This is a genomic window from Halomonas rhizosphaerae (genome assembly GCF_030010555.1).
Lineage (GTDB): Bacteria > Pseudomonadota > Gammaproteobacteria > Pseudomonadales > Halomonadaceae > Halomonas > Halomonas rhizosphaerae.
The window spans coordinates 37,392-54,139 of record NZ_JASCQP010000038.1 but is presented as its reverse complement, the minus strand read 5'-3'; the positions used below and the strand labels follow the sequence as shown (position 1 = coordinate 54,139).

Here is a 16,748-nt window from a genome sequence, read left to right as displayed (position 1 = left end):
CGAAATTCCCCCGCCTTTTCGCGGAGAGACGCATGACCCGACGACTGCGAGACGTCGTCCTGACACCGATTCTTGTCGCCTGGTGGCTCGCGTGGCTGCCGGGCGACCTGCTGGCCGCCGAGTGGACGGCCAGCCCCGGCGAGCCGCTGCAGCCGCTGATCGACCAGGCCGACGACGGCGACCGCCTGAAGCTGCCCGAGGGCCGCTATCCCGGACCGCTGTCCATCGACCGCACGCTCACCCTGCAGGGCGAGCCGGGCGCCGTGATCGACGGCGGCGGCGACGGACACGCCGTCATGCTCGAGGCCCCCGACATCGTGCTGGACGGCCTCACCATCGAGAACTGGGGCGCCAACCTCACCGACATGGACGCCGGCATCTTCGTCGAGGCCAGTGCCACCGGCAGCGTGATCCGCGACTCGCGCCTCACGGGTCCGGGGTTCGGCATCTGGCTCGACGCCGTGGCCGAGGTGCAGGTGCTCGACAACGTGATCCGCGGCGACGCCTCGCTGCGCTCCCAGGATCGCGGCAACGGTGTGCACCTGTTCAACGTCCGGGACGTCACGGTGGCGGGCAACGACATCCGCCATACCCGCGACGGCATCTACATCGATACCAGCAGCCAGAGCCTGCTGCGCAGCAACCACATGCAGGCGTTGCGCTACGGCGTGCACTACATGTACGCCCACGACAATCGCCTGGAGGGTAACACCACCCGGAACACCCGCACCGGCTACGCGCTGATGCAGTCCAAGCGACTCGAGGTGATCGGCAACCGCTCGGAGGATGATCGCCACTACGGCATCCTGATGAACAACATCACCGACTCCACCCTGCGCGGTAACCATGTTACCGGCGTCAACCAGCGCCGGGACGCGCAGGGCCAGGGCCTGGTCAGCGGCGCCGAGGGCAAGGCGCTGTTCGTCTACAACGCCCAGTACAACCGCTTCGAGGCTAACCGCTTCGCCGAGAGCGATATTGGCATCCACCTCACCGCCGGCTCCGAGGACAACGTGCTGGTGGGCAACGCCTTCGTCGACAACCGCCAGCAGGTGATGTACGTGGCGACCCGCGCCCAGGAATGGTCGGAGAAGGGCCGCGGCAATCACTGGAGCGACTACCTGGGCTGGGACCTGGACGGCGACGGCGTGGGCGACATGCCCTTCGAACCCAACGATGCCATGGATCGCCTGCTGTGGCGCTACCCGGTGGCGCGGCTGCTGATGCACAGCCCCGCGGTGCTGGCCCTGCGCTGGGTACAGCGCCAGTTCCCGGTGTTTCGCCCCCAAGGCGTCAAGGACAGCCACCCGCTGATGAAAGAACCCGATCTGAATGAACCCGGCTTGAATCAACACAACCTCGGAGACACCAGCGCATGACCGCGGTGATCGACTTCCAGGGCGTGACCCGCCGCGACGGCGACCTGGTACGCCTCGACGCCCTCGACCTCGAGGTAAGCGAGGGCGAGGTACTGGCCCTGCTCGGCCACAACGGCGCCGGCAAGACCACCACCATGCACCTGATCCTCGGGCTGCTCTCGCCCAGCGAGGGGCGCGTGGCGGTGCTCGGCGGCGCACCCGACGGTGCCCACGCCGAGACCCTGCGCCGCCGCCTGGGCTACCTGCCCGAGAATGTCAGCTTCTACGCGCAGCTCAGCGGCCGCGAGGTGCTCGACTACTTCGCCCGGCTCAAGCGGGTCGACCGAGGCCAGGTGGACGAGCTGCTGGATCGGGTGGGCCTCGGCCACGCCGCCCGCCGGCGCGTGAAGACCTACTCCAAGGGCATGCGCCAGCGCCTGGGGCTGGCCCAGGCGCTGCTCGGGGACCCCCGCCTGCTGCTGCTCGACGAGCCCACCACCGGCCTCGACCCGGCCGCCACCCGCGACTTCTACGATACGGTGCGCGGCCTGCGCGAGCGCGGCTGTACGGTGCTGCTCTCCTCCCACGTGCTGCCCGGGGTGGAGCCCTACATCGACCGCGCGCTGATCCTCGGCGGCGGCCGCCGCCTGGCGCTGGGCAGCCTGGACGACCTGCGCCAGCTAGCCGCCCTGCCGCTCACCGTGCGCGCCCGCGGCCGCAGCGCCGAGGCCGACCTGACCCACTGGGACGACCCGCGCATCGCGGCCACCGCCGTCAACGGCCACGAGGTGGCACTCAGCGTGCCGCCGGACGCCAAGCTCGCCGTGCTGCGCCGGCTCACCGGCACCGCCGGCGTCGAGGACATCGAGCTGCTGCCCCCCACCCTGGAGCACCTCTACACCCACTTCTCCGCCGGCCTCTCGCCCGAGCAACGAGGAGACGCCCAATGAACGCCATCCTGACCATCGCCGGCAAGGAGTTCCGCGACGGCCTGCGCAATCGCTGGGTGCTGGCCATCGCCCTGGTGCTGGCCTTTCTCGCCGTGGGCATCGCCTGGTTCGGCGCCGCCGCCAGCGGCGGCCTGGGCTTCACCTCGCTGGCCACCACCCTGGTCAGCCTGGCGACGCTCGCGGTGTTCCTGATCCCGCTGATCGCCCTGCTGCTGGCCTACGACGCCGTGGTGGGCGAGCAGGAGGCCGGCACCCTGCTGCTGCTGCTCACCTACCCCATCAGCCGCACCCAGCTGCTGCTCGGCAAGTTCCTCGGCCACGGCTTGATCCTCGGCGCCGCCACGGCGCTGGGCTTCGGCGTCGCCGGGGGGGTGATCGCGGTGGGGGCCGAGGGGGTACCGCTCGGCGAGCTGGCCGCCGGCATGGGGCTGCTGATCGGCAGCAGCATCCTGCTGGGCTGGGTGTTCATCGCCTTCGCCTACCTGATCAGCGTCTGGGTCACCGAGAAGGCCCGTGCCGCCGGCCTGGCGCTGGTGGTGTGGTTCCTGTTCGTGCTGGTCTTCGACCTGGGGCTGCTGGCGCTGCTGGTCAGCGTCAAGCAGGGCGGCGACTGGCTGCCCTGGCTGCTGCTGCTCAACCCCATCGAGTGCTTCCGCCTGATCAACCTGGCCGGCTTCGAGGCCGCCCGCGACTATAGCGGCCTGACCTCCATCGCCGAGGGCGGTGCCTTCCGCCCCGCCGTGGTGACCACCATCCTGGTGGCCTGGGTGCTGGTGCCCCTGGGCCTGGCGCTGCTGCGCTTCCGCCGCCGCGCCGCCTGAACCCTCCTTACACGCATCGAGAGACCACCATGATCCGACGCGCCCTGTTGATCGCCCTACTCGCCAGCCTGCTACTGTCCGGCTGCGGCGAGTCCGAACCCGAGGACCTGGCTGCCGCCCAGCCCATCGAGGCCGGCGACAGCTGCCATGTCTGCGGCATGCTGATCGAGGAGTTCCCCGGGCCCAAGGGGGAGGCCTTCCTGGACAGCCAGGGCGAGGCGCTGAAGTTCTGCTCCACCATGGACCTCTTCGCCTTCCTCAAGCAGCCCGAGAACGAGACCCGTCTCTCCCACGCCTATGTCCACGACATCGGCGTGCCCCCCTGGGGGGAGCCGTCGGACGAGGCGTTCATCCGCGCGGAGGAGGCCTGGTACGTGGTAGGCCACGACCGGCGCGGCGCCATGGGCCACACCCTGGCCTCCTTCGCCGAGCAGGCCGACGCCGAGACATTCCGCAAGGCGCACGGCGGCGAGCTGGTCGCCTATGAGGAGATCGACCTCGACCTGCTGGGCCGCCTGGGCCGCGGCGAGCTGGGTGGCGATGGCGACGAGGGCATGGAGGACATGCCCGGCCATGACTGACGAGCTCGCGGGGCGTCGGGGATAGGCCAGCCCCCTCCAGCGTGCTAGCCTCGGCGCATCGCCGCCCGAGGAAGCGTCCCGCCATGCCCCGCCTCTCCCGACTCGCCCCCTACCTGCTGCCGTTCTGCCTGATCCTGGCCGGGACGGCGTCGGCCACCGACTACAATACCGGCGACGTCCAGGCCCATGGCGGCTGGCACTCCCTGGTGCTCTCGCTGGGCGAGGAGCGCCACTTCCGCGCCATCGACCAGCAGAGCTACAGCGACGCCATCTTCAGCGTCAACGCCAGCGCCGGGGCCTGCGAGGTGCCCTGGCTGGAGCTGCGCGTGGCGCTCGCCGAGAACCAGGCCGAGAGCGCCACGGTGAACCGCGTGCCCGCCGACCTGCGCGTCGATCACGCGACCATCCACCGCGGCAGCGCCGCCTTCGTCACCGAGCGCGGCGACGATGGCTTCTACGTGCGCTTCGCGCTCCCCGACCTGGCGCTGCTGCTCGAGGAGATGGCCGAGGGCGAACTGCTGCGCCTGCGCATGATGCGCGGCGAGGACGACCCCTGGTTCATGGTCTTCGGCCTGGCGGGCGCCGGCGAGGCGATCGAACGCCTGCATCGCCTCTGCGCCGAGGCCGGGCGCTGAGAAGACCGCACAGGGTTCGCGGAGGTCGAGAGGAGGAGAAGACGTGGCCGTGCTGCTGTTCCACCTGCGCAACGTGCCCGATGAGGAGGCCGAGGAGGTACGCCGGCTGCTCGACGAGCACGGCCTGGACACCTTCGAGACCCGAGCGGGCTTCTGGGGGCTCGGCGTGGCCGCGATCTGGCTGCGTGACCCGCACGAGCTGGCGCGGGCCCGTGGGCTGATCGACGCCTACCAGCAGGCCCTGGGCGAGCGGGTGCGGAGCGAGCAGGATGCCCTCGCCGCCCGCGGTGAGGCCCCCACCCTGTGGCGGCGCCTGGCGCGCCAGCCGATCCGCACGCTGCTGCTCGCCCTGCTCGCCGCCGCCGTGCTCGCCCTCTCTCTGCTGCCCTTCCTGTGGCTGGCCGGCTAATGCCGCCTCAGGCGCGCGGCCGGCGACTCTCGTCGCGCAGCGCCGCAAGCGCAGGCCCCAGGTCCTCGGCCAGCGCGGCCACCGCCGGCCGCGCATGGAAGTAGCCCTGCTGGCGGGTGATACCCGCACGCGCCAGCCAGAGTGCCTCTTCCCGGGTCTCCACGCCTTCGGCGATCAGCAGGATGTCGAGCTCGTCGGCCAGCCGCTTCACGGCCTGCAGCAGGACCTGGCGGCGACGGTCGCCGTCGCAGCCCATGATCAGTTCGCGGTCGACCTTGAGACGGTCGGGCGTGAGGTCGGTGAGCAGGTCCAGGTTGGCGTAGCCGTTGCCGAAGTCGTCCAGCGCCGTGGCGAAGCCCATGGCGCGGTAGGCCTCGATGATACTGCGCAGGTGCTGGCGGTCCCTGACCCGTTCGGTCTCGGTGATCTCGAAGACGATGCGCTCGGTGGGCCAGCCGACCCGCGCCGAGACGTCCAGGGTCGCCTGGATACAGGCCTCGGGCTCATAGACCGCATTGGGCAGGAAGTTGATCGACAGGTTCTCGCGCATGCCCAGCGCGCTGGCCATCTCGATGGCCCGCACCCGGCACGCCTGATCGAAGCGATAGAGCAGGTCATCGGTAACCTGGGCGAGGACACTCCAGGCCGATTCACCTCCCGGCCCCCGCACCAGCGCCTCGTAGGTGATGATCCGCGCCGCGTCCACGTCGACGATCGGCTGGAAGGCCATGGTGAAGTCGAAGGGCAGCTCCCCTTCGCAGCGGCCGCAGTGCCCCGCGACTCGCGCACAGCTCGACATCGGCGACTCCTTGTCAGTGCTTGTCGGTCTCCTCCCCCGGCAATCGATGCGGGGCGCTGTCGGTCTGGCCGAGGGCAGGCACCGTCGGCCCCACTATCCCAAGCATGAGAGGGTGACGCAATCACCGGTCCGGTGGCACCGGGCAGTTCACGCCGCCCCGGCAAGGGTGTAGGGTCATCGCCAGACCCCACGAGGACACCTCAGCCCTTGAACGCCCCGACATGCTACAGCGATGCCCAGATCGCCGCCGCCCTGGAGGCCTGCGCGCGGGAGCCGGTGCACATTCCGGGGGCCATCCAGCCGGCGGGGTGCCTGATCAGCCTCGATGCCGCCATGCGCCAGGTCCGGCAGGTCAGTGCCAACCTCGAGGAGGTCCTCGGGATCGGCGTCGCCGAAGCCCTTCGCTGCTCGCCCCGCGCGCTTCTCGGTGAACGGCTGTTCGACCGGCTGAAGCGGGAACTGGCCGACCAGGAGCGACTGCCCGCGGCCCTCACCATTCGCCGTCGGGTGAAGGGGCGTGAGTGCTACCTGCATGTGGTCGCCTATCGCAGCGGCGCGCGGCTGGTGGTCGAGCTCGAACCCCTTGCCCGGTCCGATGAGCGACGCCTGCTGGCGCTGGTCAACGAATGGCTGGTCCAGGTGGGCGAGATCGATGACGCCGAACGGCTGCTGCAGGCCCTGACCCGCATGGTCCAGCGACTCACCGGTCACGAGCGCGTGATGGTCTACCGCTTCGACGAGCAGTGGAACGGCCGGGTGGTCGCCGAGCACCGGCTGCCCCTGGCAGAGAGCTTCCTGGGCCATCACTTCCCGGCCAGCGACATTCCCGCCCAGGTCCGCCGGCTCTATGACATCAACCGCGTTCGCAGCATCCCCGATGCCGCCGCGGCGCCGGTCCCCCTGATGCCCGCCACGGACCCGCAGGATCCCGCCCCGCTGGACCTCTCGCGGGGCGTGCTGCGTGCCGTCTCCCCCATCCACCAGGAGTACCTGAGCAACATGGGCGTGGCCGCCTCCCTCTCCATTGCCATGCATGACGAGGGAAGGCTGTGGGGTTTGCTGGCCTGCCATGGCCTGTCCCCCAGGCCCCTGGCCGCGGTTGAGCGGGATGCCGCGCGCGCCCTGGTACAGATCGCCGTTCCGCGACTGATGCTGATACGCGCGCGCGACGAGGCCCGACTGCTGCAGAGCATCCACGACAGCCGCGACCTGCTGGCCGGGGAGCGCGGGCTGCTGGTCGACCCCGGCGAGATGGTCAAGCGCCACGGCCAGCAGTGGCTCGACCTGCTGCGTGCCGCCGGGGTGGCGCTGGTCGAGGAGGACCGGGCCCATGGGGTTGGACGGCGGCCGGACGACGGTCGGCTCAAGGCCATGGCGGAGTGGCTCGGCCGCCACCAGCGCCACGACACGCCCTGGTCCACCCAGACACTGGGGGAGACGCCGCTGGCCGACTGGCAGCAGGGCGACCTCTGCGGTCTGCTCGCCGCCCCGCTGCCCACCGACGCGCGTCGACCGGCCTGGCTGATGCTGTTCCGGCACGAGCAGCGCGAGGCTCGCCGCTGGGCCGGCAAGCCCGAGGACGTGCCCACGGAGCGGGACGGCAAGCTGATCATGACCCCACGCCGGTCCTTTGCCCAGTGGCAGGACGAGGTGAAGGGGCGCTGCCCCGCCTGGGGCGCCATCGAGCGCCGTGCCGCCGGGGACCTCGCCGAGGACCTCGCCGTGCTGGCCTCCGGCCACCAGATCCATCGGCTGAACGTGCAGCTGAGCCGGGCAAACGACCAGCTGCAGTCGCTGGCCTTCAGCGACAGCCTGACCGGCAGCTGGAACCGCTATCGCATGGAGCAGGCCATCGACGCGTCCCTGAATGCCGCCGAACGCTACGGCCACCCCTGTGCGGTGCTGCTGTTCGACGTGGATCACTTCAAGCGGTTCAACGACACCCACGGCCATGAGGCCGGGGATCGGGTGCTGGTCGAGATCACCCGGGCGCTGCAGGCCAGCCTGCGCGACAGTGACACCCTGGGGCGCTGGGGCGGCGAGGAGTTCCTGGTGCTGGCCAGCCACTGCGAGGGTCAAGGGGCGCTACACCTGGCGGAGCGCCTGCGCCGGTGCGTGGAGGGCGTCGACCTGGCCGAGCTGGGCCGGGTGACCATCAGCATCGGCGTGGCCAGCTGGCACCCCGGCGATACCCGCAAGCGGCTGGTCGCGCGGGCCGACGAGGCGATGTACCGGGCCAAGCAGAACGGCCGCAACCGCGTGGAGCAGGCAGCGGACGGCGCCGCGCAGGCATGAGGTACCGGCCATGGACGAAAATGCCCCCGCCGGGCCGACCGGCGGGGGCATGGGAGCGAAGGGCCTGCGGACGTCGACGACGCCCGGGGCGGTGGATCACTGGCGAATGAGGTAGTCGAAGGCGCCCAGGGCGGCCTTGGAGCCCTCGCCCATGGCGATGACGATCTGCTTGTAGGGCACGGTGGTCACGTCGCCGGCGGCGAAGATCCCGGGGACCGAGGTCATGCCGTGGGCGTCGACCACGATCTCGCCGCGCTCGGAGAGCTCGATGGACGAGTCCTGGAGCCACTCGGTGTTGGGCACCAGGCCGATCTGCACGAAGACGCCCTCCAGCTCGACCTGGCGGATCTCGCCGCTGGCGCGCTCCTCATAGGTGAGGCCGTTGACCCGCGTGCCGTCACCGTTCACCTCGGTGGTGCGGGCGCCGAGGATGATCTCCACGTTGGGCAGGCTGCGCAGCTTCTTCTGCAGTACCGCGTCGGCGCGCATCTCGTCCATGAACTCGATCAGGGTGACGTGACCGACGATGCCGGCCAGGTCGATGGCCGCCTCGACGCCGGAGTTGCCGCCGCCGATCACCGCCACGCGCTTGCCCTTGAACAGCGGGCCATCGCAGTGGGGGCAGTAGGCCACGCCCCTGTTGCGGTACTCGGCCTCGCCGGGCACGCCCATCTCGCGCCAGCGGGCGCCGGTGGCGAGCACCAGGGTCCGGCTCTTGAGGCTGGCGCCGGATTCGAACTGTACCTCGTGCTCCTCGCCGGGCTGGCCGGGCACCAGCGTGACCGCACGCTGCAGGTTCATGATGTCGACCTCATACTCCTTGACGTGCTCCTCCAGCGCCGCGGCCAGCTTGGGGCCCTCGGTGTGGGGGACGGAGATGAGGTTCTCGATGCCCATGGTGTCGAGCACCTGGCCGCCGAAGCGCTCGGCGGCCACCCCGGTGCGGATGCCCTTGCGGGCGGCATAGACCGCCGCCGCGGCGCCGGCGGGGCCGCCGCCGATCATCAGGGTGTCGAAGGTCGGCTTCTCGCCGAGCCTGGCGGCCTCGCGCTCGGCGGCGCCGGTGTCCACCTTGGCCAGGATCTGCTCCAGGCTCATGCGGCCCTGGTCGAAGGGCTCGCCATTGAGGTAGATGCTCGGCACCGACATCACCTGGCGCTCCTCCACCTCGTCCTTGAAGAGCGCGCCGTCGATGGCGACGTGGTGGACACCCGGGTTGAGGATCGCCATCAGGTTGAGCGCCTGGACCACGTCCGGGCAGTTCTGGCAGGAGAGCGAAAAGTAGGTCTCGAAGCGGAGCTCGCCCTCGAGGCCCTTGATCTGCTCGACGACCTCGTCGCTGGCCTTGGGCGGATGGCCGCCCACCTGCAGCAGCGCCAACACCAGTGAGGTGAACTCGTGGCCCATGGGCAGGCCGGCGAACACCACGCCCGTCTGCTCGCCGGGGCGGTTGAGCGCGAAGGAGGGACGGCGCGCGTCCTGGCCATCGAGCTTGAGGGTGATCTTGTCGGTCAGGCCGACGATATCGGTCAGCAGACCGTGCAGTTCCTTCGACTTGGCGCCGTCATCGAGGGACGCGACGATCTCGAAGGGCTGGGTGACCTTCGCCAGGTAGGCCTTGAGCTGAGTTTTCAGATTGTCGTCCAACATGACAGCGGCATTCCTTCATGTTCGGGTATCGGGGTGGAGGCATGAGGGGACCGGGACGTCCCGCGCGGGAAAGCCCAGTTCGCTCATGCTTCCGGAATCAGGGCCCGGGCAGGGGATACCCGGGCGGGGCAGGCGAGGCCGGAGCGGGCCTCGCCGGCAGGGGCAGGTCGCTTAGATCTTGCCGACCAGGTCCAGGGACGGAGACAGGGTCGCTTCGCCTTCTTCCCACTTGGCCGGGCAGACCTCGTTCGGGTTGGCGCGCACGTACTGGGCGGCCTTGACCTTGCGCAGCAGCTCCTCGGCGTTGCGGCCGATGTTGCCGGCGTTCAGCTCGATGATCTGGATCTTGCCGTCGGGGTCGACCACGAAGGTGCCACGCTCGGCGATGCCGTCTTCCTCGATCAGCACCTCGAAGTTGCGCGAGATGGCGTGGGTCGGGTCGGCCAGCATCGGGTACTGCAGCTTGTTGATGGTCTCGGAGCTGTCGTGCCAGGCCTTGTGGGTGAAGTGGGTGTCGGTGGAGACGCTGTAGATCTCGACGCCCAGCTTCTTGAACTCCTCGTAGTTGTCTGCCAGGTCACCCAGCTCGGTGGGGCAGACGAAGGTGAAGTCGGCCGGGTAGAAGAAGAAGATGTTCCACTGGCCCTTCAGGCTCTCCTCGGTGACGTCGATGAACTCGCCATTGTGGTAGGCAGTGGCCTTGAACGGCTTGACTTCGGTGTTCAGCAGCGACATTCGGTAGTGCTCCTTTCGACTTTCGTTGAATGGGTGACGGCGATACGGGGCGCATGGTAGCCCGTATCTCCCGATAGCGTAAATTGAATGGCGTCATGGACCTGATAATTCAACCCTATGGTCCATGACGGCGGGCGTCAGCCGATGTCCACCGCCTCGCCCTGGCGGTCGAAGGCCAGGAACTGCGAGATGTTGCCCATCTTGAGCGACTCCACCATGCGGTTGAGGTGCTGCTCGGCCTGGGCCTGGGCGTCCTCGCCGGCCAGGGCCGCCACGAAGACGATGTCCCAGTCGACCCCGGTCTCCCGGGATTCCGCCACCAGCGCTGCCATGTCGGAGAGCTCCTCGGGGGCCTTGTCGACGCAGACCACCGGGGTCAGCACGCCCCCTTCGCCCTGTTCGAAGCGGCGCCGCTGCTCCTCGCTGGGATGGTCCGGCAGCTCGGCGCGGGTGAAGACGAACAGCAGGCGCTGCGGCTCTGGCTGGGCACGCGCCTCGTCCAACAGGTCGGCATAACAGGAAATGGCCACGGGCTCTCCTCCGGTTCGGGATGGTATCGTGGCAGGCAGCGTAACGGGCCGGCTCCGCTTCGGGAAGGGGGTTTCGCGGCCCATGCGACCCAGGTCACGTTCCGGAGCGCCGATGAGCCCCCCTACCCCACCGCTGGCCCGTCAGCTGCGCGATGCCACCCGCGACGCCCACCGCGCCCTGGACCACCACCCGGCGCTGCAGTGCCTGCTCGCCCCCACCCTGACCCGGGAGGCCTACGCCGCCTCGCTGTTGGCGCTCTATCCCGCCCATGCAACACTGGAGAACCGCGTCTGCCAGGAGATCGCGCGGCTCGGCCTGCGCCTCCGGGTGCCACGGCGGCTGTCGCACCTTACCGACGACCTCGGCATCCTCGGCCTGACGCCGGAAGCGCCCGCCTCCGAGACCGCACATCCCCCGACCTCCCCCGCCACCCTGGCGGGAGAGCTCTACGTGCTGGAGGGCTCGCGCCTGGGGGGGCAGATGATTGCCGACCGGCTGCGCCGGACCCTGGGCCCCGGGGTGCCGCACGCCTTCTTCTCCCTGGCCATGGCCCCCGAGGAGTGGCCGCGGCGACTGGCCGAGCTCGAGGCGCTCTGCCCACCCGGCCAGAGTGACGCCGCCCTGGCCGGCGCCCACGAGGCCTTCGCCCGCTTCCACCATCAGTTGGACACTCACTTCCGGGCCTAGCCGGCCATATTCAGCGGGAGGTCATCGCCTGGCGCAGGCGTAGCTCCAGGCGCCGCTCATAGAGCCCCTTGGTCACCAGGGTGCCCAGCACCAGCCCGCCCCCGACCAGGGCGATCGGTGCCGGGGTCTCGCCCAGCAGCCACCAGGCCCAGAGGGTGCCGACCACCACCTCCAGCAGCAGCAGCAGGCCGACCTCGGCGGCGGGCAGGTAGAGGGGCCCGCGCTGCAGCAGGGTCACGCCCGTCGGCACGATGAACAGGCACAGCAGGACCACCAGCAGCCAGCGATCGATGGGCGGCATGACGATCCCGCCACCGCCCAGCCACAGCGCCAGGGCAGCGCCGCTACCCACGATGAGGCCGTTGAACACCAGCATCGGGCTCATGTCCACGCCGGGGCGCCGACGGCAGAGCGTGAAGTTGAGCGCCAGGGTGGTGGCGGCCATCAGGGCGAAGGCATTGCCCACCCAGGAGCCGGCCCCGGTGTCATCGATCACGATCATCCCGATACCCAGCATGCAGAGCCCGATCGCCAGCCAGGTGCGGCGCGGCAGCCGCTCGGCGAGGATCGTGCGGGACAGCAGGGCGGCGATCAGCGGCGCCCCCGCGAGGATCAGCAGGACGTTACCCGCCTTGGTGTACTGGTTGCCCAGCACGAAGCCGCAGGTCGTCAGGCTGAAGAGCAGCGCCACGGCGATGCCGGTGCCGCCGCAGCGCCGGTAGGCGGCCAGGGTGCCGCGGCCGTAGCGCGCCAGGGCGATCACCAGAAAGCCCAGCGCCGAGAGGAATCCCCGCCACATCAGGATCTCGGCGTCCGGCAGGGCCGCCAGCTTGATCAGCAGGGCATCCGGCGACATGATCAGCGCCCCGCCCCCGGTCAGCAGCAGCCCCTGCTGGCGGTGGGAGGGCCCGTCGCCCGACCGCCACGCCATCACGGACGCCCCTCCATCAGCCCTTCTCCCGCTCCAGGACGCGGATGACTTCCGGCACCGTCAGGCCCTGGTCGTCGATCCCCGCATACAGTGCCTCCACCGCCTCGGCGACGCTGCGACCGGCCCCCAGCTCGTCGGTCATGGCATGGTAGTAGCCCAGGTCCTTGCTGGCATTGGCCACGCTGAAACGGAAGCCGGATGCGTCGCCCTCGGCGATGAAGGGCCGCAGGCGGTCGAAGACCACCCCGCCACCGCCGCCCTTGCCCACCACCTCGAGGAAGGCCGCATCGTCGATGCCCGCCCGGCGCGACGCCGCGGCCGCCTCGGCCAGCACCGCCGAGAAGCCCAGTGAGACGAAGTTGTGCACAAGCTTCAGGGTATGCCCGGCCCCCACCTCGCCGGCATGTGTGATGTTCTCGGCAAAGCTCTCGAGCAGCGGCCGCATCTGCGAGAACAGCGCCGAAGAGGCCCCCACGATCAGGTTCAGGCGCCCCTCCTCCGCCTCCCGGGGGGTCCGGGTCATGGCGGCATCCATGAAGTGGCCGCCGGCCTGGACCACCCGATCGGCGACCCGGGCCGTGGAGCTGGGCAGCGCCGTGGAGCAGTCGATCACCACGCCCCCCGGCGCCAGGCCCTCCAGGACCCCACCCGGCTCGAAGAGCACCGCCTCGACCTGAGGCGAGCCGGTCACGCAGAGCAGCACCGCATCCGCGGCCTCGGCCACCTCGTGCCCCGTGCTCGCCAGCTGGGCCCCCGCTTGCACCAGGTCATCCACCGGCTGGTTGCCGGGATGCTCCAGGAGCGTCAGCGGATAGCCGCCCCGAAGGATATTGCGGGCGATACCGTGGCCCATCAGGCCAACCCCGACCAGGCCGATACGCAGCGTCTGTGTCATGCTTGCCTCCTTGCTCATCCGTGGTGGATCGCGACGGTCTTGATGCGTGTATAGCTGCGCAGCCCCTCGAAGCCCTTTTCGCGACCATGCCCGGAGCGGCCGACGCCGCCGAACGGCAGCTCGATCCCGCCGGCGGCACCATAGTTGTTGACGAAGACCTGGCCGCTGCGCACGCCCTTGGCCAGGCGCAGCTGGCGACCGCCGTCGCGGGTCCAGATGCCCGCGCAGAGGCCGAAGTCGGTGCCATTGGCCAGTGCCAGGGCCTCGGCCTCGTCGTCGAAGACCTGCACCGCCAGGACCGGCCCGAACAGTTCCTCACGCAGCACCTCGTGCCCTGCCGGGATATCGACCAGCAGCTGCGGCACCGCGAAGTGGCCGCCGGCGGGCGCTCCCGCCGCCAGTTGTCCGCGGGCCAGGGTGCGGATGCCGTCGGCATGGGCCGCCGCCAAGCGGGCCTCCAGCTTCGCCTTCTGGCGGGCGTTGATCAACGGACCGCAGTCGGCGTCCGCCTCGCCGACGTCGCAGCGCAGGGCTTCGAAACGTGCGGCCAGGCGCCCCAGCAGCTCATCGGCCACCTCGCGCTGCACCAGCAGCCGACTGCCTGCGGAGCAGGTCTGGCCGGCGTTCTGGATGATGCCGCGAACCACGAAGGGCAGCGCCGCCTCCAGATCCGCATCGGCGAAGAGGATCTGCGGCGATTTCCCCCCCAGTTCCATGGTGACCGGCACATGGTGGACCGCGGCGGCCTGGGCCACCAGGGTGCCGGTTTCCGGGGAACCGGTGAAGGAGAGATGGTCGATGGAGGGGTGCGCCGACAGCGCGGCACCGGCCTCGCGGCCAAGGCCGGGCACGACATTGAGCGCTCCCGCCGGCAGGCCATGCTCTACGGCCAGCTCGGCCAGGCGAAGCACGCTCAGGCAGGCGTCCTCGGCGGGCTTGAGCACCACGGTATTGCCGGCCGCCAGAGCCGCGGCGACACAGCGACCGAAGATCTGCGCGGGGTAGTTCCAGGGAATGATCTGCCCGCAGACCCCATAGGGCTCGCGCAGGGTCATCACGGCGAAGTCGTTCTCGAAGGGGATCGTCTCGCCATGGAGCTTGTCAGCGGCCCCGCCATAGAAGCGGAAATATCGGGCACAGGCGCTGATATCGCCACGTGCCTGAGTCATCGGCTTACCGGTATCCGCACACTCCAGGGCGGCGAGCCGCTCATGATCGTCCTCGATGGCCGTGGCGAAGGCCAGCAGCCACTCGCTGCGCCGCCGGGCCGTCCAGCGCGACCATTCGTCGAGCCGGCCGGAAAAGGCGTGGCCGGCCGCCGACACGGCCTGGTCGATCTCTTCTTCCTGGCAGCGGGCGATCCGCGCGATCGTCTTGCCGTGGGAAGGCGCCTCCACGTCCAGGGTCGAGCGGGTGGCAACCCAGGCTCCACCGATCAGGGCCTGGTGGGAGGGCATCTCGGGGAAGGACTGCACGTCGTGGACTCCTTGTCATTGTTGTCTTCGCCACCCCGACAGGAGTCAGGTCACGGCGAACCTTCATTCAATACAGCAGGTCGACCAGTCCCATGGATATCCAGGGCATATAGGTGATCCCCATGAGGCAGGCCAGCACTACCAGCACGAAAGGCAGCAGCCAGGGCAGCATCTCGTCGATGGAGATCTTGGCCACCGCACAGGCGGCGAAGAGGTTCACGCCCAAAGGCGGGGTAATCATGCCCAGAGCGAGATTGACGACCATGATCAGCCCGAAATGCACCGGCTGAATGCCGAACTGGATAGCGATCGGCGTCAGGATCGGCGCCAACACCAGGATCGCCGCGGAGGTCTCGATGAACATCCCCACGATCAACAGCAACCCATTGACGGCCAGCAGGAAGGCCCAGGGGCTCTCGAACACCTGGTTCACCCAGGCAGCGATCTCGCCCGGCAGTCCAGAACGGCTGATCAGGAAGCTGAACAGGGCCGCCGCCGCGATGATCAGCATCACCGCCGCCGTAGAGATCACGCTCTGGCGCAGGATCGGCCAGAGATCCTTCAGACGCAGCTCGCGGTAGAGCAGACCGCCCACCGCCAGGGCATAGAAGACCGCCACCGCAGAGGCTTCGGTGGGGGTGAAGATACCGCCATAGATCCCGCCGATCACCACCACCGGCATCAGGATGGCCGCCCAGGCACGCTTGAAGGCCACCGTAAAGTGGCTGCGATCCTCGCGATCCTGCAGGCCATAGCCACGCAGCTTGCAGAAGAGGTAGAGAAACAGCAGCAAGGCACCACCGATCAGCACCCCGGGGCCGATGCCGGCGATGAACAGCTGACCGATGGAGGTATCGGTGCTGACGCCATAGAGGATCAACGGAATGGACGGGGGGATCAGCACGCCCAGCTCAGCGGAGGACGCCTGAATGGAGGCCGCCAGCGGCGTGGGGTAGCCATGGCGAACCATGGCCGGGATCAGGATGGCGCCGATGGCGAAGGTCGTGGCCACACTCGATCCCGAAACCGCGGCAAACATCATGCAGGTCAGCACGCAGGTCATGGCCAGGCCGCCCTGGACACCGCCGACGATGGACTTTGCCAGGTCGACCAGGCGGCTGGATATCCCTCCCGAGGCCATCAGGTTGCCGGCCAGAATGAAGAACGGAATGGCCATCAGGGGGAAATGGTCGATGCCCACGAAGATCTGCTGCGGCACCATCAGCAGAGGCAGTCGCGAGAAGAATTCGATACCGATGATCGAGGCCAGGATGATCGAGATGGCGATGGGAACGCCGAAGGCAAAGAGGATGATCAGCGAGAGGCCGATGACGAGGTTCATGGACGATCACCTCCGTTGACCGAGCTGTGGCCGGCCTCTCCCTCGGCCAGGGTGGAGCTCGCCTGCTGAACCACATCGGCATCCACCTCGGGAGCCAGATTGCTGTTCTCCGGGCCCAGTTTCTCCAGCCCGAGGCCCTGGGAAATCAATCGGGCGATCACCGCTACCATGGCGAAGGCACTCCCGGTGGGAATCGCGGCGTAGGACCAGGCGATGGACATTCCCAGGCCCGAGAGCATCTGGCTGCGTACCCGAAGCGTCATCTGGATGCCGTACACCATCAAGACACCGAGGACCAGCAGGCAGCAGGCGCCGATGACTATCTCGAGCGCCAGCAGGGTTCGACGCGGTACCAGCTTGTAGACCAGTTCCACGGCCATCATGTAGCCACCACGGAAGGTAGCCGCCGCCCCCATGAATACGCACCAGATCATGGTGGAACGCGATATCACTTCCGACCAGGTGGAGGGCGCGTTGAAGATGAAGCGCGTCAGAACCTGAAAGAAACCCAGCGACACGGAAATGATGAGCATCACCACCGCGATCACCAGCGCTAGCCGGGTCAGTCGGCTTTCCAGGCGAAGAAACCAGGAGAGCATCGGGATCACCTTGTCAGGAAAAGGAAACCTCCGGCGACCACGCCGGAGGTTGGGT

17 protein-coding genes are annotated in these 16,748 nt (G+C 69.1%); 8 read left to right on the top strand and 9 right to left on the bottom strand.

The features are described 5' to 3' along the window. Window positions 1-32 precede the first annotated feature (32 nt). The 6 genes from QLQ83_RS16905 to QLQ83_RS16880 all read left to right on the top strand — a co-directional run bounded on the left by QLQ83_RS16905 (window position 33) and on the right by QLQ83_RS16880 (window position 4,754). On the top strand, window positions 33-1,379 hold the full coding sequence (locus QLQ83_RS16905) for a nitrous oxide reductase family maturation protein NosD (protein WP_282736685.1): 1,347 nt from the start codon (window positions 33-35) through the stop codon (window positions 1,377-1,379). After that, window positions 1,376-2,308, top strand: a complete 933-nt coding sequence (locus QLQ83_RS16900; RefSeq protein ID WP_282736684.1) for an ABC transporter ATP-binding protein — start codon at window positions 1,376-1,378, stop codon at window positions 2,306-2,308. The genes QLQ83_RS16905 and QLQ83_RS16900 overlap by 4 nt, the downstream gene beginning before the upstream one ends. Beyond that, a complete protein-coding gene (locus QLQ83_RS16895) occupies window positions 2,305-3,129 on the top strand; it encodes an ABC transporter permease (RefSeq protein ID WP_282736683.1) in 825 nt (274 codons plus the stop codon). Before QLQ83_RS16900 ends, QLQ83_RS16895 begins: the two co-directional genes overlap by 4 nt. 29 nt (window positions 3,130-3,158) lie before the next feature. Continuing rightward, the gene (locus tag QLQ83_RS16890; RefSeq protein WP_282736682.1) at window positions 3,159-3,710 is read left to right on the top strand and encodes a nitrous oxide reductase accessory protein NosL; all 552 of its coding nucleotides are present in this window, start codon (window positions 3,159-3,161) and stop codon (window positions 3,708-3,710) included. Between the two features lie 83 nt (window positions 3,711-3,793). Beyond that, window positions 3,794-4,345, top strand: coding sequence for a hypothetical protein (locus tag QLQ83_RS16885; protein ID WP_282736681.1), 552 nt, complete (start codon window positions 3,794-3,796; stop codon window positions 4,343-4,345). 43 nt (window positions 4,346-4,388) lie between these two features. Beyond that, window positions 4,389-4,754 (top strand): DUF6164 family protein, encoded by a 366-nt coding sequence (locus tag QLQ83_RS16880; protein ID WP_282736680.1) that lies wholly within the window; start codon window positions 4,389-4,391, stop codon window positions 4,752-4,754. A gap of 7 nt (window positions 4,755-4,761) precedes the next feature. Here QLQ83_RS16880 and QLQ83_RS16875 read toward each other — a convergent pair whose 3' ends face one another. After that, window positions 4,762-5,553 carry an EAL domain-containing protein gene (locus QLQ83_RS16875; protein ID WP_282736679.1) on the bottom strand — a complete coding sequence of 264 codons (792 nt, stop codon included), beginning with the start codon at window positions 5,551-5,553 and terminating at the stop codon, window positions 4,762-4,764. Window positions 5,554-5,760: 207 nt separating this feature from the next. Between QLQ83_RS16875 and QLQ83_RS16870 the strand changes: the two genes are divergently transcribed. Beyond that, on the top strand, window positions 5,761-7,848 hold the full coding sequence (locus tag QLQ83_RS16870; RefSeq protein WP_282736678.1) for a sensor domain-containing diguanylate cyclase: 2,088 nt from the start codon (window positions 5,761-5,763) through the stop codon (window positions 7,846-7,848). Window positions 7,849-7,944: 96 nt separating this feature from the next. On the opposite strand, the gene ahpF is transcribed toward QLQ83_RS16870, so the two are convergent. From ahpF to QLQ83_RS16855, 3 genes are all read right to left on the bottom strand, one after another. Then, window positions 7,945-9,498 carry an alkyl hydroperoxide reductase subunit F gene (gene ahpF / locus QLQ83_RS16865; protein WP_282736677.1) on the bottom strand — a complete coding sequence of 518 codons (1,554 nt, stop codon included), beginning with the start codon at window positions 9,496-9,498 and terminating at the stop codon, window positions 7,945-7,947. A 171-nt stretch (window positions 9,499-9,669) separates the two neighbouring features. Then, entirely contained in the window at window positions 9,670-10,233 is a 564-nt protein-coding gene (ahpC, locus tag QLQ83_RS16860; RefSeq protein WP_282736676.1) for an alkyl hydroperoxide reductase subunit C, read from the bottom strand. A gap of 137 nt (window positions 10,234-10,370) precedes the next feature. Then, window positions 10,371-10,763: a ribonucleotide reductase subunit alpha gene (locus tag QLQ83_RS16855; protein ID WP_278032227.1), complete on the bottom strand. Its 393-nt coding sequence runs from the start codon at window positions 10,761-10,763 to the stop codon at window positions 10,371-10,373. Between the two features lie 112 nt (window positions 10,764-10,875). On the opposite strand from QLQ83_RS16855, the gene QLQ83_RS16850 reads away from it, so the two are divergent. Next, the gene (locus QLQ83_RS16850; RefSeq protein ID WP_282736675.1) at window positions 10,876-11,451 is read left to right on the top strand and encodes a biliverdin-producing heme oxygenase; all 576 of its coding nucleotides are present in this window, start codon (window positions 10,876-10,878) and stop codon (window positions 11,449-11,451) included. A gap of 10 nt (window positions 11,452-11,461) precedes the next feature. Here QLQ83_RS16850 and QLQ83_RS16845 read toward each other — a convergent pair whose 3' ends face one another. From QLQ83_RS16845 to QLQ83_RS16825, 5 genes are all read right to left on the bottom strand, one after another. Beyond that, window positions 11,462-12,382 carry a DMT family transporter gene (locus tag QLQ83_RS16845; RefSeq protein ID WP_282736707.1) on the bottom strand — a complete coding sequence of 307 codons (921 nt, stop codon included), beginning with the start codon at window positions 12,380-12,382 and terminating at the stop codon, window positions 11,462-11,464. A gap of 16 nt (window positions 12,383-12,398) precedes the next feature. Continuing rightward, on the bottom strand, window positions 12,399-13,277 hold the full coding sequence (locus QLQ83_RS16840; RefSeq protein WP_282736674.1) for an NAD(P)-dependent oxidoreductase: 879 nt from the start codon (window positions 13,275-13,277) through the stop codon (window positions 12,399-12,401). Between the two features lie 14 nt (window positions 13,278-13,291). Continuing rightward, window positions 13,292-14,752 (bottom strand): aldehyde dehydrogenase family protein, encoded by a 1,461-nt coding sequence (locus QLQ83_RS16835; protein ID WP_282736673.1) that lies wholly within the window; start codon window positions 14,750-14,752, stop codon window positions 13,292-13,294. A gap of 67 nt (window positions 14,753-14,819) precedes the next feature. Next, window positions 14,820-16,094, bottom strand: coding sequence for a TRAP transporter large permease (locus QLQ83_RS16830; RefSeq protein WP_282736672.1), 1,275 nt, complete (start codon window positions 16,092-16,094; stop codon window positions 14,820-14,822). Further along, entirely contained in the window at window positions 16,091-16,693 is a 603-nt protein-coding gene (locus QLQ83_RS16825; RefSeq protein ID WP_282736671.1) for a TRAP transporter small permease, read from the bottom strand. The genes QLQ83_RS16830 and QLQ83_RS16825 overlap by 4 nt, the downstream gene beginning before the upstream one ends. Between the last annotated feature and the right edge of the window lie 55 nt (window positions 16,694-16,748).